The sequence below is a fragment of the Myxacorys chilensis genome (assembly GCF_059505265.1).
Map to the genome: position 1 here is coordinate 1 of NZ_JCACKG010000165.1, position 11,867 is coordinate 11,867.

At 45.0% G+C, this 11,867-nt stretch carries 12 protein-coding genes; 9 read left to right on the forward strand and 3 right to left on the reverse strand.

Going from position 1 to position 11,867, the window contains the following annotated elements; translation table 11 throughout:
• Window positions 1–180 precede the first annotated feature (180 nt).
• Window positions 181–1,905 (forward strand): hypothetical protein, encoded by a 1,725-nt coding sequence (locus tag AC5JLB_RS13170; RefSeq protein WP_495874285.1) that lies wholly within the window; start codon window positions 181–183, stop codon window positions 1,903–1,905.
• 67 nt (window positions 1,906–1,972) lie between these two features.
• Here AC5JLB_RS13170 and AC5JLB_RS13175 read toward each other — a convergent pair whose 3' ends face one another.
• Window positions 1,973–2,773 carry a glutathione S-transferase family protein gene (locus tag AC5JLB_RS13175; protein WP_495874286.1) on the reverse strand — a complete coding sequence of 267 codons (801 nt, stop codon included), beginning with the start codon at window positions 2,771–2,773 and terminating at the stop codon, window positions 1,973–1,975.
• Between the two features lie 236 nt (window positions 2,774–3,009).
• Between AC5JLB_RS13175 and AC5JLB_RS13180 the strand changes: the two genes are divergently transcribed.
• Window positions 3,010–3,978 (forward strand): hypothetical protein, encoded by a 969-nt coding sequence (locus AC5JLB_RS13180; protein WP_495874287.1) that lies wholly within the window; start codon window positions 3,010–3,012, stop codon window positions 3,976–3,978.
• An 86-nt stretch (window positions 3,979–4,064) separates the two neighbouring features.
• Here AC5JLB_RS13180 and AC5JLB_RS13185 read toward each other — a convergent pair whose 3' ends face one another.
• A complete protein-coding gene (locus tag AC5JLB_RS13185; RefSeq protein ID WP_495874288.1) occupies window positions 4,065–5,090 on the reverse strand; it encodes an ABC transporter permease in 1,026 nt (341 codons plus the stop codon).
• A 295-nt stretch (window positions 5,091–5,385) separates the two neighbouring features.
• Here AC5JLB_RS13185 and AC5JLB_RS13190 point away from each other — a divergent pair, with 295 nt between their 5' ends.
• A complete protein-coding gene (locus AC5JLB_RS13190) occupies window positions 5,386–6,840 on the forward strand; it encodes a Sll1247 family protein (RefSeq protein WP_495874289.1) in 1,455 nt (484 codons plus the stop codon).
• A gap of 115 nt (window positions 6,841–6,955) precedes the next feature.
• Here AC5JLB_RS13190 and AC5JLB_RS13195 read toward each other — a convergent pair whose 3' ends face one another.
• Complete coding sequence (locus AC5JLB_RS13195; protein WP_495874290.1) at window positions 6,956–7,894, reverse strand: lysylphosphatidylglycerol synthase domain-containing protein; 939 nt, start codon at window positions 7,892–7,894, stop codon at window positions 6,956–6,958.
• 396 nt (window positions 7,895–8,290) lie between these two features.
• On the opposite strand from AC5JLB_RS13195, the gene AC5JLB_RS13200 reads away from it, so the two are divergent.
• From AC5JLB_RS13200 to AC5JLB_RS13225, 6 genes are all read left to right on the forward strand, one after another.
• Complete coding sequence (locus AC5JLB_RS13200) at window positions 8,291–8,830, forward strand: DUF6658 family protein (protein ID WP_495874291.1); 540 nt, start codon at window positions 8,291–8,293, stop codon at window positions 8,828–8,830.
• 33 nt (window positions 8,831–8,863) lie between these two features.
• A complete protein-coding gene (locus AC5JLB_RS13205; protein ID WP_495874292.1) occupies window positions 8,864–9,454 on the forward strand; it encodes a DUF6658 family protein in 591 nt (196 codons plus the stop codon).
• Window positions 9,455–9,923: 469 nt separating this feature from the next.
• A complete protein-coding gene (locus tag AC5JLB_RS13210) occupies window positions 9,924–10,241 on the forward strand; it encodes an NfeD family protein (RefSeq protein WP_495874293.1) in 318 nt (105 codons plus the stop codon).
• A gap of 18 nt (window positions 10,242–10,259) precedes the next feature.
• Complete coding sequence (locus AC5JLB_RS13215; RefSeq protein ID WP_495874294.1) at window positions 10,260–10,547, forward strand: hypothetical protein; 288 nt, start codon at window positions 10,260–10,262, stop codon at window positions 10,545–10,547.
• A 416-nt stretch (window positions 10,548–10,963) separates the two neighbouring features.
• Window positions 10,964–11,230: a hypothetical protein gene (locus tag AC5JLB_RS13220; RefSeq protein ID WP_495874295.1), complete on the forward strand. Its 267-nt coding sequence runs from the start codon at window positions 10,964–10,966 to the stop codon at window positions 11,228–11,230.
• A gap of 240 nt (window positions 11,231–11,470) precedes the next feature.
• A complete protein-coding gene (locus AC5JLB_RS13225; RefSeq protein ID WP_495874296.1) occupies window positions 11,471–11,824 on the forward strand; it encodes a hypothetical protein in 354 nt (117 codons plus the stop codon).
• Window positions 11,825–11,867 lie beyond the last annotated feature (43 nt).

Consider the following 11,867-nt stretch of genomic DNA (forward strand, 5'->3'; position numbering starts at 1 on the left):
AAGCAATGGGCTACGCCCTAGAACGTTTTAAGTTTAATTCCGCCTAGCTACTTATCGGTCTACAATTCTCTGGCGGAGGTCGGGCGAGTAGGGTTGCATAATCGCTAGCTTAGAGATGGCACTTTACATTACTCTAGCTTGTACCTCATTAGGCTGGAAAAGGCTGTAAGCTGCATAACAATGGATTCGTTCAATTTAATTACAGAACTAAAAGTCTTAAGTCAGAGGCTACCTATCGAACAATCTTGGCTACTTTTTCTCCAGTTGTTTTGGGTTGGTGCGATTTTTGCTGTTCTTTTTTTACCCGTTAAAAATCGGCTGAACTTCAGTTCTAAAACGCTTAAAATCGGTTTGGTCATAGCGGCATTCGTTCCAATTCTAAATTATTTGTGTTTCGCTATCACTTATCTTACTTCTCCTACATTTGCCGATCCGGCTGAAGCGAATGTTGCATCTGTATCTTGGCTCTTTCAAACCGGGCATCCGCTCTATCCTGCCCTTGATGCCGCAGAGCGTTATATCAATAATTACGGTTCATGTTTATATATTGTTCAAGGACTATTTCTTAACGTACTTCAACCCAGCTTCTTTAGTGTAAAACTTGCCGGTTGTTTAGCAGGAATATTAAGTTTATTTGTTAGCTTTCTACTGTTTAAACAACGCCTAAACTTTAGTTTAGCAATCTTGGGATGTGGATTGACTAGCTTATGGTTTCTCGCTCTAACCTCGGCAACAGGACTTGTCACATCCTCATTCTGGGTAAGACCTGATTCACTGCTGTTGCTTTGCACAACGGCGGGACTATTTTTAGCGGCATATGGAAACAAATGGAGCGCTCTCATAGGAAGCGCGATCGCACTCGGCATCAGCACTAATCTTAAAATTACAGCGATGCTTCATTTCTTACCAATTTACGTGTTGCTACTCCAACGCTTCGGAGTTGGTTGTACCTGTGTTTCCTTCATCGGAGCTGGAGCCGTGGCGCTTGCTCCCTTTATGCTCTACTCAAATGTCTCACTTACTAATTATTTAACCTGGCTGCATCAAGTTGGGAATAAAGGGATTAACCCCGAACAGGTGACAAAGAACTTGTTGTGGATGGGATATATCAGTGTGCCAACTGCGATCGCGGCGTTGCAACTACTCTGCACAAACGCACGATACTTTCGCCAATGGCTCTGGCAGCACGGAGCATATTTGCTTGTTCTTATTTCTTGTATTGGAGTGACTGCGATCGCGGGTGCAACTCGCGGAGCATTAGAGAATAACATGCTTCCGTTTGTTCCGTTATTCATTTATTTGTTAAGCGATTTGATTAATAAGAGTTTGCAGCCTCATGAGCATAGCCATAAGCAATGGCTTAAATTTGTGACTTCCTTTAGTATCAGTGCTGCATTGGCGTTTATAGTGTCGATTTCTCTCACTGTGTATTCAACCGAAGTACCGTTATTACGGTTGGTGAATGGAACGAATAATCCTTTGGAGCCTGGCAAAGCAAATCGTGTTGTGCAAGACCTTGAACGAGTGATGCAAGTCTACGGAAAAGATGCGGCTAGTGAGAGCCAAGGAATTTCAATGGGCTATGGCTCAAGTTATCCTCTGGCGGCTTACCGACCTGCGTTAGTATTTGCAAACAATCCTTATTTGTTAGATTCTGCATCGCTAATGGAAATGCAAGCATCAGGACTCAACAATACGCCTGAGAATACGCTGAACGCTATTAGAACATGCCAAATTCGACGCTGGTTAATTCCTAAAAATGAAAAACCCTTCGAGGTTTACAGCTATTATCCGCCGCTTCAAAAGCTATTCAGCGATCAATTTAAACAAGAATTTAAGCAGCGATACGAACGGCAAGAACAAACCGAATTCTATGATATTTGGGTTTGCAAAAAGAAATCGTAGAAACATTGCTTAGAATGTTCCTACGATTAATTAGTTCTACAATTGATAAATCGTTTGTCGTTATTGCTTAGTCAATGTTGATCGACGTTGGAGCAGAGCCACTAGAACTCGCATAACCTGTACTAGAAAACGTCTTGCGGAAGTCAGTGTAAAGCTTATCGCGCCACGTGAAGAATGGCTCAAACGTTCCCACATCAGCAATTCCAGAAACACCTTGATCCTTTAGCCCGTGGGGAATATCTAAATAAGGACCCTTCGGGAATTTGACGTACATCGTCAAACCTGCCACCGCAAAATCTGCCAATGTCGGCTCATCGCCCAGAAGATAAGGCTGTTCCCGCAAAATAAAACACAGCGCCGTTAGACTATGCTTCAGTTCAGCTTCAGCCTGTTTGACCGCATCGGGTCCCATTCCGACGCCAAGACCGAGAATACTAAAAAAGTCGCTTGGAATGGAGCCAACCACAGTCTTAAGAATATCCGGGGTGGAATTGGGAAGAACGGCAGTGCGGAAATTTTGATTTTTACCAATCGCACCAATTAGGGCCTTACGAGCATTCAGCCCGATCGATTCGTCTGCCCACTGCTCCATTTGTAAACACAAGCCCCTTTGCTTAAGATCAGAAGGAATGAGGGGCTTTTCAGGATATTTCCGATCGAGGTATTCTGCGATCGCAGTTGAATCTGCAACGATTTCGCTACCATCTTTTAGCACCGGAACTTGGCGCTGACCTGACATCTGAAATAACTCAATCTGCCCAATACCAGGAGTAACATTGATCTTTCGATATTCCAACCCTTTGTAATCCAAAATCAGCCGGATCTTTTCGACATAGTGCGATAGTTCAAACTGATATAACTCAATCATTATGAGCCTCCAAGTACAGGTTGCAAGAGAGTAACTAGCTTTCAGCCTAAGTCTAGATTAACGAAATAACGTCATGCTAGAGCTAAATTTTAGAACCTGCTAAGTCTAATCCAACTGAAGAGAGAGAGCAATTGATTCTAAAGACAGAGAATCTTCCTACTTGTAGCTCTTACTCTAAAACAGTAACAAAAATTACATTTCACTTAAATTACATATCAAGAATTTTGGAGCGTCTGATGAATTCATTTAATCTGAAACAAGCTATTGCTCTATTAGGAGCAGCGAGTGCTTCTGCGTTGTTGGGTCTGCCTGTTTTAGCGCAATCTTCAGGAAGCCCCACTCTCAGTCCTAATCAGTCTGTTCCTAACGAGGCCCCTTCTAACCGCACTCCCTCGAACGGAACGTCCGATCGGTGTGCAGGTTATATCAATGGCGGGATTGGTGGACCTGTGAGCGGCACCTCAACGACTGGAGATAATTCTTCTACATCTCAATCGACTCAATCTAACAGCACTGGTGCGGCTGTTGGTGATGGTCCGAAAGGAACGACAGGACGCCAAGTAACGACGTCTATTGATGCTCAAACTTCTTCAGGTCAGCCGTCTAACAATCAGCAGTCTAACAATACATCGAACAACACGTCGAATTCTATGGCTTCTGGCTCGACGGATGGTTCTACGGGAGGCGAGTACAGACAGTTTTCGGGTGACAATCCTAGTGCGGCTGTTGCATATCGGGCGAATGGTGTTGCTGGAACCTCAGGGCGTGAAGTAAGCGCGAATATTGACGCCAACCTAAGACGCGATCGCAACTCGAGTTCGATGAACAACTCAGGTTCGATGAGCAACTTGATGAGAAGTACTTCAATGAGCAACTCAATGATGGGCAACTCAATGAGAAGTGCTTCGGCAGGCAACTCGACGCAAGGTGAATATAGACAGTTCTCCGGAAATAATCCTAGTGCGGCTGTTGCGTATCGGGCAAACGGCCCTGCTGGAACCTCAGGGCGTGAAGCATCGCTGAACATTGATGCGAATCTGCGACGCGATCGCAACTCAGGTTCGATGAACACTTCGATGAACGACAGTTCTATGATGAACAACTCAATGAACAACAGTTCTACGATGAACAACAGTTCTATGTCTAATAATTCGACGACCTCTAATCAGGCGGCTGCACCGATTCCAGCAGAGTGCTTGCGGTAGTGTCTTAGAGAGATAAGACTCTGACAGTGAGCGGGGAGATGAATCATTCTGGTTCATCTCCCCGCATTTTAATGGGTAGCAGATAATTAGTAGCGGATTCGTGGATCAATGTAAGCGTTGATAATGTCGATCGCGATGCTGGCGATCGCAACGATCGCCGCAAAGAAAACAACAATTCCTTGAACGGTTGGATAATCCCGTTGAGCAATGGCGCGGTAAAGCCGATTAGCAAGTCCGGGCCAAGAAAATGTCACTTCTGTAAGAATTGCGCCGCCTAGCATTGCAGCAAGCGTTAATCCTAAAATTGTAATTACCGGAATCAAGGCGTTCTTCAACGCATGGTTAATCAATATTTTTGATTCAGGAATTCCTCTCGCTCTCGCGGCTTCAACATATTCTGCTTGCAGAGTCTGTCTCAAATTAACCCGAACAATTCGCTCAAAAATTCCACTAATCAGAACGCCTAATGTAATGGCTGGTAGTGCGAGATAGTACAGTGCGGTAAAAAATCCAGCGATGTTTCCACTCAGCAAGCTATCGATCGTATATAGCCCTGTTAGTCCTTCAGGCGCAGAAATGGTCACTGGAAACCTAGTACCTAAAGGGAACCAACCCAACTGCACTGAGAAAACTAACTGCAGCAGCATTCCAAACCAAAACATTGGAATAGAATAAGTCACGATGCCAAACAGCCGTCCTCCTGCATCGAGCGCTGTATTAGGACGCGAGGCAGAAATAGCGCCAACAGTAATTCCCACAATCAGCGCGATCGCCATACTTACGATCGCGAGTTCAACCGTCGCCGGAAAGAACTTCGTAATAATTTCCCAAACGCTCTGCCCCTGCGTTGTCAGCGATTTACCCAAGTCGAAACGCAACAGCGATCCCATGTAGTCGAAATACTGAAGTAGCAGTGATTTATTTAATCCCAACTGCTCTCGCAAGGCATCTTTTGCTGCTTGAGGGGCACGAGGACCCAAGAGAGCGTCGATTGGGTCTCCAGGTGTCGCTCTAAGCAACAAGAACACCAGCGTGGTGATCAGCCACAGCATCAGCGGAGCCAGCATCAGGCGCGTCAGAATATAGTAACGGAGGGAGCTTGAACGAGACATAAGCGCACGAGAAGTTTTTTAGAAATCGGTTAGACGGTTGAAGAAGGGTACAGTTCCCCATCCCTTTAAAGTTGATCTAGATTGAAACCTACATCTTTTCATAAAATCTCAGCTTTTTTGATTTGGCTGTAAGTGATGCGATCGCGCCCTCTGTGGGCATTACTGAAGGGTAGGAGTCAAGATCCGCGTAGGCATAAAAGTCTGAGCGATCCGATGGGCAATACTCCAAGTTGGTTTTGCTCATCTTACAGGACAAAACGGTCGGCACACCTCATAAACTGATGCTGAGATAGACATGAGTACAACGTCAGACAATCAGAGCAACTATCCTGCTGACGCAATGGGCGTGCAGGCGCTACCAGAGGAGGCCAAGCCGCCTGAGCATGTGGCACAGAGCAGTTCTGTCAAAACCGCATCGGAAAACAGTTCCATTTCGCAACACTCTGACCTTGAACAAAAGACTCAACCCTCGCAAGAAATTCTCTATCAATTCTTACTAGAGATTGTTAAAAAATGGCCTCCTGAAGAAGTTTTATTAGAGTTTAAGCGGCTCTTTTTCTGTCAAGTTGGCTCGACAAGCTCACACACGGTTCAGGCCGTATACGAGCTTGTTCTTAAGAATGACGAAACGGAGTTTAGAAATACGCTGAAGCGCTGTTGTTACATTCTAGTAAACAACTGGGATGCAGCACGGCACTACAAGTCGATTCAAGACTTGGTTCAACTCTTCAAGGCTTCTACGCGCCAACAGCAAACGATTTCTCCAACCTTAAAACGGTTAAAGGACTGGGTTACCAACTTTAGTCTAAGTAAAGATTACGAGGACTTAAAGTTATTTGCTTCAAGATATGACGAACAGCAAAATACTCAGGAACGTTGGACAAATCGGTATGTATCGTATCTATTAGTTCCTCAATTTATTGATCTACAGAATCCAGTTGAGCAACGAGAAGCAGCAAGAGCATTAGCAAAACGTTTAAAGGAGCGATTTAAGTTTGATTTGGCAATGTATATTGTTAAGTCCCAAACGGCGAGAAGCCCCGAAAGAGTTCCTAAAAATCCTACCGAATTAGGTGAAAATGCTCTGCTCTTAATAAAAACAATTGTTGCAAAGCGAGGGCGATTTAGCTATGCTAATTTAGCAAATATTTTTCTTAAGCAAACTCAGCACTTAAGCTATCAAGAGTTTAAGAAGAGTCTACAGAAGTACCTAATTTTCTCAACCGAAAAAAGCGCATTTGCAGAAGTATTACAAAGTAGATTAGCAGAGAAACTCGATGCGCTTTATTCAGACTATGATGAAGAACTAATCAATGACGCGTTAATTCTTAGAACGTGCAATCGAATCATTGAGTACCTTACCACTGAAAATAAGCAAGACCCATCTTCGCTCTTTATTCTTTTGCTTTCTCTAGGCAATCCGATGACCTTGGTGATTTTGCTTCTCAAGCTTATTCTAGTTTGTAGAAATTCTCGAACTCACCTTGAAGCAAGGGTTGCAGAGCTGATTCGATACTACGAAGACTATCCAGAAGAGGAGTGCCGATGGATTGTCAATTTTCTAGAGATCTTTAATGTAACATTTACTATTTACGCAGAAAACGTTAATTACAATTTGGTCAAGATGGACGAGTCGAACCCATCGGTTCAGACAGATGTGGCGTTGGATGATTACCGGATTTTTGCACAAACAAAGTCAACTCCTGTTCTAGAAAATTCTGTTCTGGAAAGCAATAACGATCGCGAATAAATCGTAAGTTCTTCTAAGGCAGTTACTATTGATGAACCTTAAGAGAAACCTAAAACAATCAGTAGCGCAAACCAGTAGCGCAAAGAATTCTATCTTGAACTACAAAGTAAGGAGGCTAAAGTTGCTGTCTTTCGTCAATGATCACGAGTCCTGCTCCAAGGGTTTCGGCTAACGTATTAACCAAACGGTAAAGGGCAACTGTGCTTAGAACTTGGGCAGGTGGGAAATGTTGTCCTAAGATTGCGATCGCAGTTGCTTCAAAAATTCCAACTCCTCCAGGCAAACCCGGAATGATGAACCCCATCAGCCACGCCCAAGTAAATGAGCCGACGAGAAGTGGAAACTGGTCTACTCTAACAGGGGCGATTGCGAGGAACGTAGCGATAAATCCAAGCGATCGCAGGAGCAGAAATCCGATTTCTCCAAATAATGGCCGTACTGGATATTGTCGAATCCGAGGTGGAGCAGAATTGAGCGAGGTTTTTTTAAGCTTCGCCACTCGTTGCAGCAAAATATTGATAAACCGTGGATGCACAACGCTCAGAGTTCCAATCAAAAGAACAACTTGCACAAGGGGCGCAAATCTATGAATATCGAGCTGAGAGAAACTAACCAGTCCTACAATAGAAGCGGCAGCGACCATCAGCAGAGGCTCTAGCAAGACGCTCAACGTCGCAACTTCTACCGCGATGCTCGCCTTCTTGGCCGCCGAAATTCGTCCGTAGAAATGCCAGACGTTTCCAGGTAAATATTTGGCAAGATTCGTTTTGAGATAAACCTGCACTCCCCACGCACCGCTCACGGGCTGCCTCAGCTCCCGCAAGATCCACGTCCAGACATAACCTGTGAACATATGGGCAAATAGTGTAATCCCGGTTGCGATCGCTAAACTCGCCCAGCCCGCTTTTTCAATCCGAATTTGAGCAACTTCTTGCCAATGATTGTTTAGCGTTCTTGTCAAGAAATATAACACTGCGCCAATGATTAGCCAGCGTATTCCGGTTTTGAATTGAGGTTGACTGACCCAAGCGAGCCGCGATCGCAGATCTTTCATAGCGTCCCATCAGGTTTGCTCCGATCTAACCTTAAGTCACAATGGGAACCTTTCACCGCAGGCATCGTGCTCCTTGGGACTTTACAAACCGAACTTCTCTAAAGCTCGCTGCAATCGGTTGCTGCCGTTTTGCGATCGTTAATCTCTGTCCGAAGTTAGAATCTCTCTACCCACCATCTTCTAGAGAATGGAACCTACGTTAGAGGCGTACCTTGTCTCTGGCTTTGTACTGTTGATACGCGAATGACAACTGACGCAAATAAGGTTTCGGCTTCTAGGCTGTTTTGGCTTATCAAGTTGGAGCCAAATTTTCCTTGAAAGGGGAATTTGACCCGTCACTGTCTATGTAGAAGTTTTAAGCCCAATCACTAAGGCTTAAATTAGCAGGAGCAGCGTATGCAAAGACTAGCAGAATTTCTGAAAAAAGTAAGAGTAGGACAGTTCTTAGTAACCGTTTTCGCAGGATTTATCTTGCTATTAAACACGGCTTGTAGCAATGAAACTGCTCAGGGTGCACGTCCAAACAATCTGCCTGTTCAGATGGGAGGCAACAACAACCCTCACACCAAGAATGGAGACGGATATACAAACTACAGAATGTCTACTGATCCTAAAGTAAACGGTAAGCCTCAATCGAACTTGCCTTCCGATCGCTTGATTGCAAGTACCTCGATTAAGAGTAACTCTTCAGATTTACTTTATCCAGGAGATCGAACCTCTGAATCTAGTAATCCAGACATTGGCTACAGAACCCCGAAAAAATTGTCAGGTTTGCCAAACGACAAGCAACCGATGCTTGAGCGCAGCAACCCCGATGCAAAAATTTTAGAGCGAGTTGGTGAAGCCTTCAAAGATGCCTCTACATTTTTAGAGAAGACGGCAGAGGAAGGTTCTGCTCGTCCTGAAGCCAAGGCAAATCCAGCAATTGGTCAGTAAACCGCTATCACTTGAAATTACACGGAGAATCTTATGAGCAAAATCATGTCTTTCATCAAATCTATCCGTCTGAGACAAGTTCTAACCGCCTTTCTGATGGGTGCGGTGCTACTGTTTAACACAGCTTGCAGTGGCCCAGCACAGGCAAAAATGTCTAATTCAGTCAAAACCCCTTCTGGCGATGGTGGCCCTAATCCTGCTGGACAGAACCAGCCCTACGAAGGCGGCATGAACAACTTCACCGATGCAGCCCCTTCGGGGAAAGCGGTTGAAGGCACCGAGGGTCGGGTACAGCAGCTAATTGACAACGCTGATGCTATGAAGGCAGACAGCCCGAAAGATTACGCGAAAAAGGTTTGGGACAATGGCCGTGGCCCAGAACGGGCGCAAGAGGTGGGAGACAAGCTGAAGAGACGCCTTGATGATGGCAAAGAGGAACTCAAAGCAACAGGCGATCGCGTTGCCGGAAGCGGTGAGCGGGCAGGCCAGAAAACACAGGAATTGGGCGATCGCATCAGCAAGGGTGCTAGCGACGTGAAAGATAACGTAGTGGGCGCAGGAGACACGGTTTCTACTAGCTCAAGACGCACTGCCGAAGGCATTAAGGGTAAGGCAGCAGACTAATTAGTAGGTAGTCTACAGTTGATCGTTCGTCTGGTAGCAAAACGAGCTAAAAGATTTAGCGACTTCTATCAGGCGACGTGGACTAATGTACAGACCGCTAGCAGTAAATATCCAGGTAGTTAAGCCAGATATCGCATCTGGCTTTTTTCGTGAGCAGTTTTAGCGTCACAACGGACTGTTAGCTTTAGTTGATAGCGTTGCACAAATTTTATGTATATTTTGAGTAATTGACACACCATTAAAATAGGATTATATTTGCAATTAATCAGTTAATAAAGCTGATTTTTCACTCAAGATTCATACCATCATGGTGCAACATCCACAGCATCGGAAGGGTGCAGACGATGTGAGGAATGGTTAGAAAAACTGAATGCAAGCTCGATTTATATTGAGTCTATTTCAGAGCGCTCTTATGCTTGCTGACGATCAGTTCATCGTGAAACCTGATTAAATCTTCACGGAGGAATGAATGAAAGCTCCCAATTTCCTAAATCTGTTCAAGCGTTTTCGCTCAAAGCAACTTCAAAATTCTCTAGAATTTACAACTCTATCCGTAGCAGTATCGCAATACTGCCTACGAGATGACATTGGCATCGTGTCAAAGACAATTTACCCTCAACAGTCGGGTCGTGTGGAGTACCGAGCCACCTGGTGGGATGCGGTTTGCCCTGATGACGTCGTATTGCCCACCGGAACCCAAGTGCGAGTCATCGAAACGATCAACATCACTTTGGTGGTTGAGCCAGTCTCGCTCAATGGTTTGACGAATGCTTCAGACGTAGCCTGATTGTTGTAGGAGAATCTTATGGAAAATCGTAGGTTCACTAAGGGTTCAAATCGGAGGTCTCATTCTACAGGTCGCTTCTGCTCACAGTGGGTAAAGTCTCGGTGGGTAACGTCTTGCTCTAAGCCGCATCCGCGCGATCGCATTTCCACTCAACGTTTGCTGCGCCGTCAGCCTAAGATGACTCGTCAGCAGATTGCACGCTCCTTCGGCGCGTCGTCTATCCTCTTCGTTCAGCTTGCCCAAACCAGCAAAGACGGAGAAGAGGTTCCTGACTCAGATCTCTGTAGTAGGATGATCGAACCTTAAATCCCCTTTTGCCTGCCTAAGCTAGATTGCCAGCTTAGTGCAGGCTTTATTGTTCTGTTTTACTGCTTGTAACAGGATTTTATACGGGTTCTAATCTGATGTGTTCTAACGCACAAACAATACTAAGCAAGAGATATAATAATTATGTAGATTCTATGTACTTCTGTCCACCAACAGATACAAACTTTGAAGTTCAAAGTAGAGTTGTATGGAAGATCAAGGACAGGCATTACACCTAGCAGAATAATTGCTCAATAATGCTCAAATTGATTCTTGTCAGAGTTTGTGCCAAACGCCAGTCGTAGTCAGATATCCCGCTGCTGCCCTGGTTTCAGGACTCAAATTCGTTTCATGACTCAAATTTAATGAATCAGGAAATGCCTGGGAACGCATAGTTGAGACGAAAAAGGATAGTTATGGCGGATAACAAAAACGCTTCTGTGGCAAACCATAAAACTAAGCTGCATGTCGCATCCAAAGTCAGAAAACGTCTAAATCTTGACCTCTCTGAAGAAGCCTATACCTTGCTTCAAGAACTGGCGGAAGCTGAGGACAAGAACATGGCAGAGGTGCTGCGAACTGGCTTAGCCCTCTACGGCATTGCCCACGAAGAGCGACAAAAAGGTCGCAGCCTTGGTGTTGTTCAAGACGATCGCGTGATCAAAGAGATCGTCATTACTTAATTTTCAGTACTCACATTTTCAGTATGTTAGACACTGTGTTAGACAATTTCTCAATCTCGTTCAGACTCGCCTTTCTAACTTCAGCTTTCCAGATCCAATCTTTCTAAATCCATTTGTAATTTCAGGACGGTGATTAACTTCAGCGAACCTATCGAAACGGTTAGAGCAATCTAACCCACGGAGTTTGATCCCGTGGAATGAGGAGTCACTTTCCTGAAATTACGGATAGGTTGAGGTGTTATGGCTTTGTCCACTGGAGAGTATCTTAATCGGCACAACATTGATGAGACGGCAATTCAGATTGCGCCAATGGCGTTAACTGAGGTCGATCACCATGCCTATTTAGGCCAGTCCTCGGTTCAATCGACTGAGAACTACCTAGATCGGCGCGGAATCGAGAAAGCGGATTTTGTAGCCGATGAAGCGCGGGGCCGGTTCAGATATGCGTTGAGCGATCGAATGGTCGCGCTCTGGTCATTAATTGTGCCAATGGCGATCGCGCCGTTTTGGTTGATGGCGTTAGTATCTTGCCCGCCTTTGGTATCCGAGAAGCCTACTCAGAACCGATGGAGAATGCGCTTCTGGCGGCGCTAGTGTCTGATTGCGCAGGACTTTATTACGTCATCACTCGCAACTT

Excerpts from the sequence above, each read along its gene's own strand:
- AC5JLB_RS13170 (WP_495874285.1), top strand. The coding sequence starts at position 181 with ATGGATTCGTTCAATTTAATTACAGAACTAAAAGTCTTAAGTCAGAGG.
- AC5JLB_RS13175 (WP_495874286.1), bottom strand. The coding sequence starts at position 2,773 with ATGATTGAGTTATATCAGTTTGAACTATCGCACTATGTCGAAAAGATC.
- AC5JLB_RS13180 (WP_495874287.1), top strand. The coding sequence starts at position 3,010 with ATGAATTCATTTAATCTGAAACAAGCTATTGCTCTATTAGGAGCAGCG.
- AC5JLB_RS13185 (WP_495874288.1), bottom strand. The coding sequence starts at position 5,090 with ATGTCTCGTTCAAGCTCCCTCCGTTACTATATTCTGACGCGCCTGATG.
- AC5JLB_RS13190 (WP_495874289.1), top strand. The coding sequence starts at position 5,386 with ATGAGTACAACGTCAGACAATCAGAGCAACTATCCTGCTGACGCAATG.
- AC5JLB_RS13195 (WP_495874290.1), bottom strand. The coding sequence starts at position 7,894 with ATGAAAGATCTGCGATCGCGGCTCGCTTGGGTCAGTCAACCTCAATTC.
- AC5JLB_RS13200 (WP_495874291.1), top strand. The coding sequence starts at position 8,291 with ATGCAAAGACTAGCAGAATTTCTGAAAAAAGTAAGAGTAGGACAGTTC.
- AC5JLB_RS13205 (WP_495874292.1), top strand. The coding sequence starts at position 8,864 with ATGAGCAAAATCATGTCTTTCATCAAATCTATCCGTCTGAGACAAGTT.
- AC5JLB_RS13210 (WP_495874293.1), top strand. The coding sequence starts at position 9,924 with ATGAAAGCTCCCAATTTCCTAAATCTGTTCAAGCGTTTTCGCTCAAAG.
- AC5JLB_RS13215 (WP_495874294.1), top strand. The coding sequence starts at position 10,260 with ATGGAAAATCGTAGGTTCACTAAGGGTTCAAATCGGAGGTCTCATTCT.
- AC5JLB_RS13220 (WP_495874295.1), top strand. The coding sequence starts at position 10,964 with ATGGCGGATAACAAAAACGCTTCTGTGGCAAACCATAAAACTAAGCTG.
- AC5JLB_RS13225 (WP_495874296.1), top strand. The coding sequence starts at position 11,471 with ATGGCTTTGTCCACTGGAGAGTATCTTAATCGGCACAACATTGATGAG.